This window comes from Methanosarcina barkeri str. Wiesmoor, assembly GCF_000969985.1.
Taxonomy (GTDB): Archaea; Halobacteriota; Methanosarcinia; order Methanosarcinales; family Methanosarcinaceae; genus Methanosarcina; species Methanosarcina barkeri_B.
In genome coordinates this window covers 1,740,895-1,755,759 of record NZ_CP009526.1, presented here as the reverse complement: position 1 = coordinate 1,755,759, position 14,865 = coordinate 1,740,895, and the positions used below count along the sequence as shown (strand labels likewise).

Here is a 14,865-nt window from a genome sequence, read left to right as displayed (position 1 = left end):
ATTATCAAGTTAAAACTAACAATAATTTGGAGGAAGTTAATTATGGATTTTAAAGATTGCATTAAGTTTGCAAATGAAACACCAGTTTGCTATCTGGCAACAGTAGAAGGAGATCAACCCCGAGTTCGGGCACTGGGTTTCTGGTTCGCAGATGAAAGCGGGTTTTACTTTCAAATTGGAGCCACGAAAGATATGTACAGTCAACTTCAGGCAAACCCAAAAGTAGAAGCATGTTTCTGGCAACCCGGTGAAGCAACAGGAAAGATGATGAGAGTTGCAGGTAAAATCGAATTTGTGGAGGACCCGGGACTTAAGAAGAAAGTTCTGGAGGACAGGCCATTTCTTAAAGAGTTTGGTCTGACATTTGATCATCCAGGACTTATAATTTTCCGCATTGCCAGAGGTGAAGCGTATTTTTGGACAATGGAAACTAACCTAGAGCCTAAAAAGTTCATAAAATTCGGCAATTAAAATATTTTCCTGACAAGCTGTCTCAAAACCATTTTGAATTCTACAATTGGGTAATACCCATTTCAATTTTTAATTCATTTCAACAAGAAGAAATTGATTTTCACAGTTCAAAATGGCTTAGTTGCTATTCTCACTTGAATTCTCCCTTTATTCCAACATTTACTTCTTCCCTCAACTCTCATTTTCAGCACATCTTTCAGCCTGCTTTTGCAGATAGACATAAAAATTCATTTAATTTCTCTATTTTTCCATTAGCCGACAGTTCCTCTTTTTGATCCCTATTGTTATCCTTCTCCCCTGGTTATGCCGACTGGTTGGATTCTGGCGGTTTCGACAGTGTCGGACTTTCTGGCATTTATGCTGTCCGAATTTCTGCTTTTCAGGGTATACAGAATTCTTCAAAGAAAGCATATATTCTTCAAAAAGAGGTGCAGAATCAGAAACTGCAGATAAAATATTACCTATCTGACATTTCAGATACCATTGTTAATATCTGACATTTCGGATCTCATTGTTAATATCTAACATTTCAGGTCTCATTGTTAATATCTAACATTTCAGATCTCATTGTTAATATCTGACATTTCGGATCTCATTGTTAATATCTAACATTTCATGATAGGTGTTCAGATTATGATAGGTGTTCAGATTATGATAGGTGTTCAGATTATGATAGGTGTTCAGATTATGATAAGCAGCTAAGGAAATAGGTTTGGAAATTAAACGGAAAAGAAAAAGAGAGTTATCAATCCTTTCTTAATTAACCTACTCTTAGTAACCCTTTCTTAATTTCCTGCTTTATTGGAATCTATGGCATTCATGTTTTTCTCTTCGGTAAATTCGATTAGTCTCACAAACCCACTGCTGCCCTCAGAATCCATTTCCATTTCTACAAAATAAATATAATCCGAGATTTCAGACAGCCCTCCTGCTCCACTGCTGCCTACGATCAGCGAATAGACCTTTGCATTATACTTCTTTTTTGCTTCTTCCCAACGGGCCAGTACCAGTTCATCAGAAACTTCGGATTTGCCATCGGTTATAAAGAGCAGGTCTGCACCCTGAAAATCCTTTTCTTTCAGAGACTTAAGGCCTGAGGCAAGGGCGGTATTGAAGTCAGTTCCTCCGCCGAAGGTATAGAGAAGGAAATTCAGAAATTTTTCGGACATTTTTTTCCTGCTGCTGAGTTCGATTTCCAGGTGCTGGCTTGTCGAGGCAAAAAGGATAACTTTCATGTCCCTCTGCTGGGAAAGCATCAGTTTTGCCATAGCCAGCACTGCAGACTTAGCTAAAGTTTGTGGAGCTCCGTGCATTGACCCGGAAGTGTCCACAAGCACTATCATCGGGCCTCTGGGTTTTATGCGAGGAGGGCCTGTGTAGTGCTTTCCGAGGAACTGGTAGCTCAGGAGCTTTCCTTCAAGCATGTCTGCATAGAACTTCTTTTTCAGAGAAGGATTCAGGAGTTTTGCGGCTTCCATGGGCAGCAGGTTATTGATAGAGTCGGAAAAACGCACAGTCTGTATCCGGTCTTTCCCGAAAGGTGAAAGGCGTATGCGGTCTGAGGGCGGGTCAAATTCCCGCCTGCCTATGAAATCCATGATTTTTTTCAGGTCAGGGCTTTTTTCAAAAAAAGTTGAATAGTTTTTAAGCATTTTAAGCTGCACATAGAATGGCTCTTTTTTAAGCTCTTTTACGGAATAACTCCAGTTGCGCTGGGGAAAAAGCAGGGTAAGCGTATCGAAAAGCTCCAGATTTTCTTCCATTTCCGTAACGAACTCGTTCATTCTCCGGTATAGCCCTTCCATAACTTTTTCCAGAAACTCCTGGTACCCGCCTTTCTGCATGAATGCCAGAATAGCGTCAACAAGGGCAGATTCTCCGAAATTTTTCATTTTCTGGAAATTCCTGCCTGGAAGTTCCGCATATCCCGAATTCCCCCACATGAGAAGTGTTTCTTTCAGAATTTCTTCAAATTGCCTCAGGATCTCATCCATTTCAGTATCGAGATCCTTAAGATACTCTGTACCTGAAATGCTGGTTGATTCTGAAAAGCGTTCCAGGATCTTATAAATCAAAGGCAGAAGAATTTTCAAGCCTGCAATTCCGGCTCCCCTGCTTTTTTTTGCAATTTTTCGGAGTTTAGGCCAGGGTTTTGAGTTTCTTAGAGTAAGAAGGATTGGATAAAAAGCTCCGAAGGTCTCAATAAACCTTTCAGGATCCTTTATCTCATAAGGCTGGCCAAAAAGGATCTCAAGAGTTATGATTTCGGCTATTTTTTCTCGCATTGGCCGGGGGATAGTTCGAGGAAAGGCTATTGTGCTCCTGAGATCCCGTTCCAGCACAGTCGCAGTCTGATTATGGAGCAGAAGCAAATCCTGCAATCCCTTATTTCCTGAGGCTTTATTTTCTGAAAAGGAGTGAGTTCCATATGAGGCTGCACCTGGACTATTTGAGAAATCCTCAGAGCCTTCCATATCAAAACCTCATTAAGATTATCTGATTTAACGTTTCCTTGTTTAGAACTTCCTTGTTTAAAGCTACCTATAGTCACGTCTGTAATTGTTGCAACAAAAAACTTCATTGTACTTCATTGGACGGTTGCATTATTAGCCTCGTGACTATAGTTTAAAGCTACCTGGTTTAAAGCTACATCTTTTGAAATACTTGGTTTAAACTATCTGATCCGAGCTCTTTATCTGAGTTTGAATCGAGAACCAATTCCTTTCATAAAACTGTTGACACTGCTTCCCGAATCAGATACAGAAATTTTTTCCATCTCTCTTTTTCCTGCCTCTTTTGCAGGCTGGAGTTCAGGTTGAGGTTCAGATCTTGTCTGCCTGCTCTGCAGTCCGAGCATTGACCGGATTTTCGATATAAGGTCGTTGAGCTCGGATAGCTCGGTACTTCGGGTATCGTGAAGTAGCAGAGCTTCGTTTTTGTCAAGCGTCGAGAGCCAGATGTTTGCATCCATCAGATTTTTGAGAAGTTCTCGCTCTGCTTCAAGCCTGTATTTTATGCGTTCCACACGATCGGCCAGGGCTTCCAATTCAGTTTCAAAAATTTCTTTTTGGGCCTGTGACAGTTGGTTCGCTTTTCCAGCGGCTGCCTGGAGCAAATCAATTTCTTTCACAAGGTTGCCATAGGGATAGATCCTTGAAGATCCTTCCATTTTAAGAGTATAGCTGTGATTAGGATGGGAAATATGGTGGTTTTCGATTTCCTGCCTCAGCAGGAATTCTTCTCCGCAACTGTCGCATATAATTATTACAGGAAGCTCGTTTTTCAAGGCAATACTTACCGCAGCCTGGAGGTCTTCGGCTTCCTGGCGCAGTTTTTCCGTGCTGATTCCACCTGAAATTGCGAACTCAAAGACAGTTTTTCTTATGGTTTCCCGTTCTTCAGGCAGGTTCCAGAGCATGTGCTGAAGCAGGAGTACCATTGTTCTGTCCACGGTCGGGCATCCGCTGCTGCAAGCTGCAACCTTCAAGACCTGAATAACTTTTTTCCAGCACCGGTCCGAGATTTCAATTTCCTGAAGTTGAAGGCTTTTTCGAAGCTCAGTTATAATGACCTCAACATCAGGGTCAACAGGCATGTCCTTTGCGCGTGCTCGGAGTTCGTATATTGCGGAAACCCTGAGAGTTGCAGCAGGTTCGAATTCTTCAGGGCTCCTGAAAAGGAGGTCCCGAAAATTCTCATCGTCCTGAATGTAGGAGAGCCTGTACCTGAATAAAAAGCGGTCATAAAGAGCTTCAAGACTCTCGTTTTCGTCAGGAAGCTCATTGGATGCCCCGAAAACCGAAAGTAGAGGTACGTCTACAAGCTCTCTGCCATTATGGTATTTGTGCTCATTGAGGATAGTCAGGAGGCTGTTCAGGATCGCACTGCTCGCTTTAAAAATTTCATCCAGCAAAGCGATATGCGCAGTTGGGAGGCAGCCATCGATTTTCCGGCGGAACTTGTCTTCTTCCAGGGCTTTTAAGGAGAGGGGGCCAAATAGTTCTTCAGGGGTGGAAAAACTTGTCAGGAGATAATTGAAGAAATTTCCGCCTTCGATTGACTGGCAGATATTTTTCGCAAGCTGGGTTTTTGCCGTTCCAGGCGGCCCAAGAAAAAGGATGTTTTCTCCGGACAGCACGGCAAGGAGTGAGCCGTTGATCTCGGCTTCTCGCTCTTTAAAATAGGCCATAAATACGGATTTGATCTCAAGAAGCTTTTCTTTCAGGAACAGGCCTCCAGGTAAAGAGTATATAGTGAGACAGATCAGAATAAAATCAATTTGCAGCCAGGTTTTAAGTCTTTAGTCTGATTCTATTTTAAACCTTTCAATTCTATCTGACCTTCTGAAAAATTAGTTTCTGGACATATAACTTTTTATTTTATATATTAAAAAGTTCCTAAATCCTTTTCTTCTAATTGACCTTTCGTTAACGAGTTTTTTGAGTTCAAAGGAACAGAGAATTGGATTTTTTTGCAAAACAAAGGCAATCAGTTTTTATACTTTACAATTTTTTTGTTCATGTGCGGACCGTGAAGCTTAAATATGTTAAGAGTATTGTTGATTTATCAACTGTTGATTTTTCAATTATTTAATTTTGTATAATTGAAAAATCAATATTATTATAATTCATTATATTCGGAAATTACTCCCTGAGAATATGCTTATGATTGCAAACTCAGGTGTAAAGAGGAACAGTGAATAAAATGGATGAAGTAACGCTAAAGAAAATAATTCTTCTGATGATGGAAAGGGATGCTCTTGACAATTTTATTTTTGAACAGACTTTTCAGAAGAAAATCATTAGCAAATTCAAGAATCTAAGCAAGAATCAGCCTGTAGTAATCAAGATCATAGGTATGGAAGGTGAGATCATGCCCTCAACTATAGGGAGGTATACAGGTATGGATAAAAGCAGCCTCACTCGAATGGTTGATGATCTGGAGAGAAAGGGGTTAGTATTTCGGAAAACTGACCCGGAAGACCGACGGAAAGTGCTTGTTTCGCTGACTGAGAAAGGATTAGAGTGTTATAACTATTCTAATCAGATTCTCGATGAGTTGCTTAAGCTTGTAGATGAGAAGGATATAGAGGACTATGTTCAGAGTCTTGAGATGATGGTGAGGATTTTAAGAAAGGCGGTCAGTCAACAAATTCGATAAATTTAATCGGAATATGGGTGAAAAGGAGGAGAAGGAAGTGACTCGTAAAATTATAGAAAATCTGCAAAAACTGGGGTTTACCAGAAACGAAGCTAAAATCTACGCAGTACTTGTCTGCCTTAAGCAAGCGCGAGCCAGTGAAATTGCAGAAAGTTCCGGAGTCCCTAGATCTAAAGTTTATGGAACGCTCAGAGGAATGGAGAAGAAGGGTTATGTCCGGATAATTGAGGGTGAACCAACACTTTTTTGCTGCGTAGAGCCTGAAAAGCTTATTTTCAGGATAAGGACGGACTTTATGCTTTCTCTAAGCGAGACTGCAAATGAACTTAACGCTCTGAGCCCTACAACTAACGGATTTTCTGTAGGAAGTTATCGCAAATTAAAAGTACGGGTCTAAGAAATGAAAGTCGGAAAGAAGTAGAAGTAGAAAAAAAGTGAAATTTTAAAAAAGCTATTTAATGTAACATCAGTTATTTATTTAATTAATCTGCTTTTTAATTGTTATAATCTTATCTTTTAGTTCTTATAATCTTATCTTTTAGTTCTTATAATTCTACTTCACGCGTCATCAGTTAAGGAACCGGTTAACGTTAAAATGACTACTGCAATCATCTATCCTGAATTCGGCAGGTAAGCATATAGTTGAGACTTCACCATTTTCTACAAAATTCCTTATTTTTCAATAATACTATATAATAACGTTTATTTTGCAAAAAAATTTGTTTAAAGCAGTTTAAATTCAATTTAATAAACTTTTATACCAATAATTATAACCATAAATATAAATATTTTTGGAAAGTGGTGCCTTTAGCGTATCGAAAGTGTACCTTAAGAATAAGTCAAGAATTGAAGCATTGACAATGATAATGATTCTCTGCTTAATGATTTATTCAATTGCGGAATGAATATTGAGGACAAAATTAGAACAAAATAAGAGGACGAAAATGAAACAGTTCCCGATCAAAAAGGGAAACCAACAAAAAGGCCAACAATGAGATGGATATTTATCAAGTTTCAAGGGATTACAAAACCTATAACTCAGAAAAAAGGGAAATAAAGTCAGAAATACAGAATATGGAAGAGATTCACTGGAAGATATTGAGTCTAATGGAGAGAGAAATATGAAAATATCTATCTACAATTACTTTTACCTGCTGAATATAGGTAATATAAACCGAATGATAAACCAGAGTGCAAGTTTTCTTGGAAATACCACTTATTGCATAGGTTCTACGAACTCACATATTACCACAGCTCAAAAGTCGCTTGGAGTTTATAGTAAGAAGATGGAAGTAACTACTAATTTGTATAAAGATTTTCTTCTTCACATTTTTAAATTCACGTTGCTCAAAATATCCCTGGAACTGGGCCGAGCACAAACTTCGTGGTGTCACAACATTCGTCTAAATTTTGCAACATATCAGTGATGTCAATCAAAAGAGCATCAAACTTGTTAGGAAGACTATCAGGATATTCCCTGCCCCATGTCTCGTGATTAGCAATATTAGACTGACTTATCATCGGTCGCATCCTGGCTGCGAACTCTACTAGTTTATTAGATACCTCGTCGGGTAATATGCCAATAGAACCAATTTCAGTAGCAACGAGAACAAACTGATCTAAATGATATTCGAGTGTCTTATCTATTCCTATAAATGCAATATACTGAGCATCTTCATTTGCCCAGAATTGATCAGATGTCGAATATGATTTCCAATCATTAAGAAATCCCAATAGAACCTTGTTTACTAAAATCTTCGCTGTCAGCACGCGATCTTCTTTAGCAAGTTGTCTGTCTCGCATTCTCAAAATTTCATTATATAATATATAAGATAGTGCCATAAAAAGTGAATACGTTGCAACATATTTTAACATTTCTATTTTATTTTATATAATGATGTAAAACATTTGAATGTCAATAAGTTTAAAGGTTTAAATGTTAAGATGTTGGCTGGCCGCAAAACATAGCCGGGAAGGATAAAAGTCTTTTGAGTCATATGAATGTTTTTTTAAAATCTCAGAAGATAATATGTCGTCGTAGTCTAATGCATCTAAAGATCATTCATTTTTGTTCAAAAGTGATGTTTAATAGGGTTAGTGATTATAATATTATATTTTCTAAAATACGTGCTTTAGTATAATATCATTAGTCCGAATGCTTTTTTTCTGATAATATCTTTTGGCATGCTCCACGAGCAGGGCATGATACTCCTGGTAAACAGTCGTGTCTTCAGGCAAATTTTCTTCAAACAGGGCTTTGATTTCATTGTAACCTGCCTTTTCATCAGCAAGGCCCAGGTTTGTTACTATTCTTTTAGTATAAGCATCAACAACAAAGGAAGGCTGTTTGAAGGCATAAAGCAGAATCGAATCAGCAGTTTCAGGGCCCACGCCTTTTAAAGAAAGAAGCTCTTTACGTGCAGGGATTCGATTTTCAAGTTCCAAAAACCAGCAGGCAAGGTTTTTCAGGCGCATTGCTTTCTGGTTGTAATAACCTGCTGGCCTAATAGCTTCTTTCAGGATTTCCGTGTCAAGGGAGATAATTGTTTCAGGAGAAAAGGAGTTTATCTGTTTAAGGCTGAGGAGATCTTTAAGATTCAGAAGAGCTTTTTCAACTTGTATCCAGCTAGTGTTTTGCGTAAGCAGGGCTCCACAGATAATCTCAAACCGCTGATTTCTGGTTTGGGGATAGGTATAGTCAGCAGGATGATATCCCTGGACAGAGCCGGTTTTTGTAGGATTTGTCCCCTCGGCTTCACGAAGTTCGGTTAAAGGCCACCAGCCCTGAGGGCCGTAGGAGTCAAAGAGACAATCGTAGATCTTCCTGATAACAGGCTTCAGCCCTGTTTTTTCGGTACTGAAATTTTGAGCACTATCTTTCATTTAAACATCTTATACTGAAGAAATAGTTTAAAACTTTTTTATTCCAGGATTAGCCTTTATTTATTTTCATTTTTCGAACTTTACTAGCTTTGCTAATTTGTTAACTTTTTTAGTAACTTATCGACTTTATAAACTTACTAACTTTTTACAAACTTACCAACTTTTCACAAACTTACCAACCCTAGAACTTTATGAATTTATTAATCAATTAACTTTGCTAACTTTACTGAATCTGCATAGGCTAAAATTTGTTTCAAATTTTTCCTTAGCTGTGTGATCAAAAAAGAAATAATATTTTCTTCTATCTTCCAGAGACAGAAGAAAATTACAGCAGAGGAGAACTGCTCAAATGCTTTCAAAAAGAAATTAATTGCTTTCAGAGACAGTTTTGCATTTATCTAAGACGGCATTAACGCCTTGTTTTGCAGTTTGTCCTTCACTCTGTGCAGTTTTATAAGATCCAGGAACCCGAGATTTTGTTGGGGAATATTTGATAGCAAGCACCCTCATTATACTGAGTACAAACAATAAAGCCGCCAGACTTAAAACAAATTCATACCCGAATTCCTTTGAATAGAGGCCAACAGCGATTTCACGCAGGACTATAAATATTGTGGCATCTGTGATATCCGTAAGCCTGATCCTGTCATTCTCCTGGTAATCAACAAAAGCTTTGAAAAGGTCAATAACAATAAAAACCGTCAGTACACTTGTTACCATGTGACTGAATCCACTTTCGAGAGACTCAAAAATAATGAGACGGATATCCAGTAAGGTCTTTACCATCCCCATAATTAAAGCTAGCAGTAGTATATAAAGAAAAATTATACTGATACTATCAGTGACCTTTTTAAATAGTTTAATACTATCCATTTTATCTCCTATATCCACTGCTTCTCATATTTTAGACCCTATATATAGTTTTTCATATAATTCTTCATATTTATTCAATAAATATATTTTTTGATTTTTAATTACCTCCTTCTCTATTCCTCACTTCCTTTCTAAGACAATTCTTTCTATTCCTCACTTCCTTTCTAAGACAATTCTTTCTATTCCTCACTTCCTTTCTAAGACAATTCTTTCTATTCCTCACTTCCTTTCTAAGACAATCCTTTCAGGTTAAATGATCTCCAGTAAGACATTCTTCTTTCTAACTGATTATTCATACCTCAGTGCATCTACAGGTTTCAGTTCCGAGGCGTTCTTTGCAGGCACGAGACCTGCAATCAGACCCACAACTATGGAAACTAAGGTCGAAATAAAGGTAGCTTTAAAGCTGAGAGCAAATTCGAAGGGAGCATTCATTTTTAAAGAGATGAAGAAAAGAACTGCCTGCACTGCAACTGTGCCAATGAGAATACCTATGATCCCTCCTACAAGGCTGATCATTGCGGAATTGCAAAGAAAGATCAGCATTATATCCTGGTTTTTTGCTCCTATGGCTTTCATGATTCCGATCTCCTTAGTCTTCTCAAGGACAGACGTAAACATTGTATTCGCGATTCCTGTCGAACCTACAAGGAGAGAAATACCTGCAATAAACGCCAAGAAGGCAGTAAGACCGTTAATCATCGTTCTGGTACTCTCAATTACTTCTTTTTGAGAATTCACATAGAAGTCCTGGGTATCTTCAGTAACTCTTCTCGATAGCCTCATTTTGCGCTCGATCTCTTCAATGGCTGCTTCATAATCTGCATCTTTCTTGAGTTTGACCTCTATTGTGCTGTAGACATCTGCACTGTAATCATCCGTTTCTGTCTCAGAAAGATCCGTATTACTGGGAATGGAATATGTATCCTGGTAAGGCATATAGATACTGCTACCGAAAAGTCCTGAAAGACCTCCAAGAAGTCCACTACCCGTTGCCAGAATTCCAATTACCCTGTATGACTTGCCATTCAATAGAATTATCTCGTTAAGCCTGATCTCCCTCGTGAAAGTATTCTTTGCGAGCTCATTTGAAAGAACCACAACATTCCGATCTCCAGTTTCCAACATTCGGCCCTTCTCTACATCTTTATTTGAGATTTTAGACCAGACAGCTGGATCCACGCCTGTTATCCATACATGGGTACTCTCGCCCCCGAGATTCATTTCTGCGTCTTTGTCAACATTGACATTGATATATTCGATAGCTGGAATGCGGCGCAGGGTAAGTACATCCATATTTGTGAGTTGAGATTCCGTCACCTGCTCAAACTCGAGAGAGTTAGATGTACTGTCCTGAGTTTCCTCTTCATTTTCTTCGGTCTCGGTATTTGTCTCGAAATTATCTCCCGAAACATCTGAACTTCCGTCTGTATCTTCTGAACTCGCCACTACGAATTCTTCGTCGGTTACCTGGAAGGGAGTTGAGGCTACGATTGTGATGATATCACCCCCGAAACCTTCCAGAGTTTCAGTTACCTCTTTCTCGAAATATTCCCCTGTAGTGACAATCGCCATTACCGAGGCAATACCGATTATTATCCCTATTATAGTCAGCCAGCTTCTCAGCTTATTGGCTTTGACCATACTAAAAGCAATTTTTAAAATTTTTCCCGGTTTCATGGAACACAGACTCCATTTTCCGCGTTCTTCTGATTCACCTGTCCGGGTCATCGAACTTTATTTCGTTAAGTTCATCTTCCTGTGCATTCTTCATTTTGATCTTCTTTTGATGCTTTTTATAGATAACAGCGCCTGCTATACAGATGAGTATAGCTAATCCAATATACTTCAGTGATGAGCTAGAATTACCCCCTTCTGATTCATAAGACTCGGCTGATGGGGTAAAAGACGAGGAATAAAGGGATAGCTCCTTTTCCACGTTCTGTCTGATCCCGTCATTTGAAGTGTAGCTAATTTCAAATTTAATAGGGAGTTCTTTCTCCATAGCTGCCGGCTTCAGGTCGAAATCGGCAATTGTAGTGTCTCCCTTTTGCAGGTTTCCAACAACTACTGAGTTACTGCTGCCGTCTGTGATAGTCCAGTTTGCCTGTAAGGGGACAGATATTTTGACTGAGTTTGCCGCGTTGTTTCCGATGTTTGAAACCGTAAAAGTGTAAGCTCCAGTAGGGCTTCTTTCCATGAATGCAACATCGAAATCCGTGGTGCCTCCGATATAGATTCCTGCCTTGCTTTTGATCTCTTTTCGCTTCTGATTTTCTACAGTGCCCGCTTCCGTGATAGTCTGGAGTTCTTCAATATCATCATAGGTGAGCACCATGTCCATCTTATACAGGCCTGGCTTTGTATTGACGTTTGTCAGGACTTCAAAGCTGACATTGGCAGTGTCTCCGACGTCAATCAGGTTAATGTGCTTAACATTGCTCGAACCCACAGGCAGGATTACGTCATTAGTACAGTCCCAAGAAAACATCGCGTTCTTCAGGGGAGAATTTCCTACATTTTTTATACCAAAAACAAGATTGGTTTTCTGTCCTGGTACCATTTTTTCGACGCTGATATATTCGATTTCAGCGTTTGATTCGCTATCAACTTCTATATCAAAGTCTTTTGTGAGAGTAGTCCTGCTTTTGTCCTTAGTTGTGTACATATATACTTTCAGAGGATATTTGCCTTCATTGACGTTATTTTCAAGCCCGAGCTTGAATTTTACGACCTTCTGGCGGGTATCTTCATAACGTTTTCCCAGAGTGCCTATATTCTTTACAAGTGGCTCACCGGTAAGAGCTTCGAAAGGGTATTCTGGCTTGATTTCAATAACACAATTCTCCAGGTCCTCATATCCCGTATTCTGGATCGAAAGCCTGATTTCAAGGATCTCTCCTGGTTTTACAGGATCTGGATCCTGGTTGAGCAGGTCTAGAGCTAAGCCTTTATCAAGGCCCGAACTAATGGAAGTACTCTCATCTTCAGTGCTCTCGTCTTCTGAAGTATCTTCGGCCAGAACCGGTTGAACGCAGAAGAAAAACAGCAAGAGCAAGCAAATAAAACCTGTAAGTTTAAAACCCATCTCAATTCCTCATTTTTTACTTATGTCATAACTCTAAAGAGTGTCCAAAAAGGTTTTATCGGGCGCATATGGTCCGAATAGAGTTTGGTATGATTTGAATACTGAAATAATCCAAATAATCTGAAATAATCCAAATAATCTGAAATGATCATAGTTAAACCCAGTGTCTTTAATTAGTCTTAGTAGTTATAATTTAGTCTTAGCGCCTTTAAATTAGTCTGAATAATCAAAACTTAGCTTGAGTATGATTTGAACCTATTCTAAAAATGATCCATAGTTTTATCTCTCAGATTTCGGTCTCCAGCATCCTATGTTGAGTTTCTGGATCAAGTTTTTTCTCATTTGTCTCATCCTTGATGATTTTTCCATCCTTTAGTTCGATGTGCCTGTTTGCGTATTTTGCAAGGTGCAGGTCATGCGTAACCATAACTATTGTTTTGCCTTCGTCTTTCCACAGTCGGTATAGAATTCCCAGTAATTCCTTTCCTGTAACACTGTCCAGAGCTCCTGTTGGTTCGTCTGCGAGGATGAGTTCAGGGTTACAGGCAAGGGCTCTTGCAATCGAGACTCTTTGTTGCTGGCCACCTGAAAGTTGAGAAGGCTTATGCTGAATTTTATCCGAAAGACCTAAAAGCGCAAGCATTTTCTTTGCTCGTCTTTCTGCCATTCGGTCGTCAATTTCCTGGATTTCCAGGGGCAAAAGCACATTTTCAAGAGCCGTCATTCCAGGAATCAGGTTGTACTGCTGGAAAACAAATCCAATTGTCCTGCCCCTCAGAACTGCAAGGTCCGATTCTTCAAGGCGGGCTATATTTCGGCCTTTCAGGAAAATCTGACCTTTTGTAGGGGTATCCAGGCAGCCCACTAGGTTCATCATTGTAGATTTCCCGCTTCCAGAGGGCCCGACTATTGCAACAAACTCTCCTTTTCTGAATATCACGTTCACAGCTTTCAGAGCATTGACCTGAACTTCTCCCATTTGATAAATTTTCCAGACATTCTGAAAGGATATAAGTGTATTTTCCATGTTTTCTCCTATAAAACTTATTAAACTAATAATAATTACTTATTTAAAAGTTTATTCTTCCTTGAATATTATTAAAAATATTATGTGTATATATAAAAAGTTAAGATAAAATATACTAATATATTGGAAAAAAACATAAACGTTGACATAAATGTTGACATAGATATTGACATAGATATTGACATAGATATTGACATAGATATTGACAGAGATATTGACATAGATATTGACATAGATATTGACATAGATATTGACATAGATATTGACAGAGATATTGACAGAGCCTATCCCAAAACCTATTTTATTCTAAATCATCCTGAGTTTTCGGGATCATTTTAGTTATTAGGCATTCAATTGACTGTTCCAAATACAAGGTTCACAAATCAAATTTTGAGTTTCAGGATAGGCTCACATAAATATGGAATAGAAATGTATTTTTTAGAAGCTCATTTGAAATCCGTATCTTCAAAAATAAATAACTCGTCGATTGTGGCGTTCAGGCATCTTGAGATCCGGTATGCAAGCTTTAGTGAAGGATTGTATTTTCCTTTTTCAAGAAAAACGATGGTTTCTCTCCTGACCCCTACCATTTTTGCAAGGGCCTCCTGAGTAAGGTCATGTCTGGCTCGGAATTCCTTGATCCTTGTTTTCATTATGTAACCTCAGACATCCTTATTCAACATCACTTTTTTGCATGAAATACCACCTGAAGATATTTGCTGAAATGACCATAAAGATAAGAAGTATACCAAGTACGCTTCCAGCAGTAAACTCAACCAATTTGAAGTAGTTTGCCAAATAGAACACTGAAATGAGTACCAATGTCAGAAGCCAGGAATAAGTAATCCCGTAAGCTGCTAGTTTTTTTGTCCTTTCATCTCTGTCTGGAAAGTCACCCTGCCTGAAGAGTCTAAAGGCTGTCAGAACAAAGAGGACTAGCCCCATAATGATCAGAAAACTTGAAAACGAGGTTTCATTTTTATAAAAAATTGCTGATACTATTCCAGCAAGCAGAAGAATAACTCCTAAAGCAAGCTTGTACATATATATCTTTTTGATATTTTTCATAGTTCTCCCTTTGAATAATCTTAATATTGAGAAGCGTCGTCTAGTGGAATCTACTTTATTTAACGCTGCCAAGGTATTGTTCCTTATTTACAACATATTATTAGATATTGATAACTTTTAATTAGATTTATACAACATTTAGTTAGATTTATTTAACATAGGTTAGATCCATATAACATATACTAATATTTAAAGTTTGTCAAAAACGAAGTCTTAGCTCTGAGTCAAAATCAAAATTACTATTATCTATTACTTTTTTATGAAAATGTTCCTCTCATTTTTGACCTGCTGGGCT

General features: G+C 38.5%; 14 protein-coding genes and 1 pseudogene. 5 read left to right on the top strand and 10 right to left on the bottom strand.

Annotated features, from left to right (window positions below; translation table 11 throughout):
- The first annotated feature begins 42 nt into the window (after positions 1-42).
- Complete coding sequence (locus MSBRW_RS07500) at positions 43-471, top strand: pyridoxamine 5'-phosphate oxidase family protein (RefSeq protein ID WP_011308245.1); 429 nt, start codon at positions 43-45, stop codon at positions 469-471.
- Between the two features lie 785 nt (positions 472-1,256).
- On the opposite strand, the gene MSBRW_RS07490 is transcribed toward MSBRW_RS07500, so the two are convergent.
- Together MSBRW_RS07490 and MSBRW_RS07485 are read right to left on the bottom strand one after the other, a co-directional pair.
- The gene (locus tag MSBRW_RS07490; RefSeq protein ID WP_011308246.1) at positions 1,257-2,945 is read right to left on the bottom strand and encodes a vWA domain-containing protein; all 1,689 of its coding nucleotides are present in this window, start codon (positions 2,943-2,945) and stop codon (positions 1,257-1,259) included.
- Positions 2,946-3,163: 218 nt separating this feature from the next.
- Positions 3,164-4,660, bottom strand: coding sequence for an AAA family ATPase (locus tag MSBRW_RS07485; RefSeq protein ID WP_011308247.1), 1,497 nt, complete (start codon positions 4,658-4,660; stop codon positions 3,164-3,166).
- 515 nt (positions 4,661-5,175) lie between these two features.
- On the opposite strand from MSBRW_RS07485, the gene MSBRW_RS07480 reads away from it, so the two are divergent.
- The 3 genes and pseudogenes from MSBRW_RS07480 to MSBRW_RS21955 all read left to right on the top strand — a co-directional run.
- Complete coding sequence (locus MSBRW_RS07480; protein WP_011308248.1) at positions 5,176-5,631, top strand: MarR family winged helix-turn-helix transcriptional regulator; 456 nt, start codon at positions 5,176-5,178, stop codon at positions 5,629-5,631.
- Between the two features lie 37 nt (positions 5,632-5,668).
- A complete protein-coding gene (locus tag MSBRW_RS07475) occupies positions 5,669-6,028 on the top strand; it encodes a TrmB family transcriptional regulator (protein WP_011308249.1) in 360 nt (119 codons plus the stop codon).
- A gap of 391 nt (positions 6,029-6,419) precedes the next feature.
- Positions 6,420-6,799, top strand: a pseudogene (locus MSBRW_RS21955) (hypothetical protein); the annotation flags it as partial.
- Between the two features lie 179 nt (positions 6,800-6,978).
- Here the strand turns inward: MSBRW_RS21955 and MSBRW_RS07470 are convergent.
- From MSBRW_RS07470 to MSBRW_RS07445, 6 genes are all read right to left on the bottom strand, one after another.
- Positions 6,979-7,434 carry a hypothetical protein gene (locus MSBRW_RS07470; RefSeq protein ID WP_048103013.1) on the bottom strand — a complete coding sequence of 152 codons (456 nt, stop codon included), beginning with the start codon at positions 7,432-7,434 and terminating at the stop codon, positions 6,979-6,981.
- A gap of 315 nt (positions 7,435-7,749) precedes the next feature.
- Complete coding sequence (locus tag MSBRW_RS07465; protein ID WP_011308251.1) at positions 7,750-8,514, bottom strand: endonuclease III domain-containing protein; 765 nt, start codon at positions 8,512-8,514, stop codon at positions 7,750-7,752.
- A gap of 366 nt (positions 8,515-8,880) precedes the next feature.
- Positions 8,881-9,387, bottom strand: a complete 507-nt coding sequence (locus MSBRW_RS07460; RefSeq protein ID WP_011308252.1) for a phosphate-starvation-inducible PsiE family protein — start codon at positions 9,385-9,387, stop codon at positions 8,881-8,883.
- A 288-nt stretch (positions 9,388-9,675) separates the two neighbouring features.
- Positions 9,676-11,067, bottom strand: a complete 1,392-nt coding sequence (locus MSBRW_RS07455; protein ID WP_011308253.1) for an ABC transporter permease — start codon at positions 11,065-11,067, stop codon at positions 9,676-9,678.
- 34 nt (positions 11,068-11,101) lie between these two features.
- The gene (locus tag MSBRW_RS07450) at positions 11,102-12,475 is read right to left on the bottom strand and encodes a COG1361 S-layer family protein (RefSeq protein ID WP_011308254.1); all 1,374 of its coding nucleotides are present in this window, start codon (positions 12,473-12,475) and stop codon (positions 11,102-11,104) included.
- A 286-nt stretch (positions 12,476-12,761) separates the two neighbouring features.
- Complete coding sequence (locus MSBRW_RS07445; protein WP_011308255.1) at positions 12,762-13,502, bottom strand: ABC transporter ATP-binding protein; 741 nt, start codon at positions 13,500-13,502, stop codon at positions 12,762-12,764.
- 123 nt (positions 13,503-13,625) lie between these two features.
- Between MSBRW_RS07445 and MSBRW_RS07440 the strand changes: the two genes are divergently transcribed.
- Positions 13,626-13,841 carry a hypothetical protein gene (locus tag MSBRW_RS07440; RefSeq protein WP_011308256.1) on the top strand — a complete coding sequence of 72 codons (216 nt, stop codon included), beginning with the start codon at positions 13,626-13,628 and terminating at the stop codon, positions 13,839-13,841.
- Positions 13,842-13,948: 107 nt separating this feature from the next.
- Here MSBRW_RS07440 and MSBRW_RS07435 read toward each other — a convergent pair whose 3' ends face one another.
- Entirely contained in the window at positions 13,949-14,155 is a 207-nt protein-coding gene (locus tag MSBRW_RS07435) for a helix-turn-helix transcriptional regulator (protein WP_011308257.1), read from the bottom strand.
- A 19-nt stretch (positions 14,156-14,174) separates the two neighbouring features.
- Positions 14,175-14,570, bottom strand: a complete 396-nt coding sequence (locus MSBRW_RS07430) for a hypothetical protein (RefSeq protein WP_011308258.1) — start codon at positions 14,568-14,570, stop codon at positions 14,175-14,177.
- Positions 14,571-14,865: the final 295 nt, after the last annotated feature.

Excerpts from the sequence above, each read along its gene's own strand:
- MSBRW_RS07450 (WP_011308254.1), bottom strand. The coding sequence starts at position 12,475 with ATGGGTTTTAAACTTACAGGTTTTATTTGCTTGCTCTTGCTGTTTTTC.
- MSBRW_RS07490 (WP_011308246.1), bottom strand. The coding sequence starts at position 2,945 with ATGGAAGGCTCTGAGGATTTCTCAAATAGTCCAGGTGCAGCCTCATAT.
- MSBRW_RS07485 (WP_011308247.1), bottom strand. The coding sequence starts at position 4,660 with ATGGCCTATTTTAAAGAGCGAGAAGCCGAGATCAACGGCTCACTCCTT.
- MSBRW_RS07445 (WP_011308255.1), bottom strand. The coding sequence starts at position 13,502 with ATGGAAAATACACTTATATCCTTTCAGAATGTCTGGAAAATTTATCAA.
- MSBRW_RS07455 (WP_011308253.1), bottom strand. The coding sequence starts at position 11,067 with ATGAAACCGGGAAAAATTTTAAAAATTGCTTTTAGTATGGTCAAAGCC.
- MSBRW_RS07500 (WP_011308245.1), top strand. The coding sequence starts at position 43 with ATGGATTTTAAAGATTGCATTAAGTTTGCAAATGAAACACCAGTTTGC.
- MSBRW_RS07460 (WP_011308252.1), bottom strand. The coding sequence starts at position 9,387 with ATGGATAGTATTAAACTATTTAAAAAGGTCACTGATAGTATCAGTATA.
- MSBRW_RS07480 (WP_011308248.1), top strand. The coding sequence starts at position 5,176 with ATGGATGAAGTAACGCTAAAGAAAATAATTCTTCTGATGATGGAAAGG.
- MSBRW_RS07465 (WP_011308251.1), bottom strand. The coding sequence starts at position 8,514 with ATGAAAGATAGTGCTCAAAATTTCAGTACCGAAAAAACAGGGCTGAAG.
- MSBRW_RS07435 (WP_011308257.1), bottom strand. The coding sequence starts at position 14,155 with ATGAAAACAAGGATCAAGGAATTCCGAGCCAGACATGACCTTACTCAG.
- MSBRW_RS07430 (WP_011308258.1), bottom strand. The coding sequence starts at position 14,570 with ATGAAAAATATCAAAAAGATATATATGTACAAGCTTGCTTTAGGAGTT.
- MSBRW_RS07470 (WP_048103013.1), bottom strand. The coding sequence starts at position 7,434 with ATGCGAGACAGACAACTTGCTAAAGAAGATCGCGTGCTGACAGCGAAG.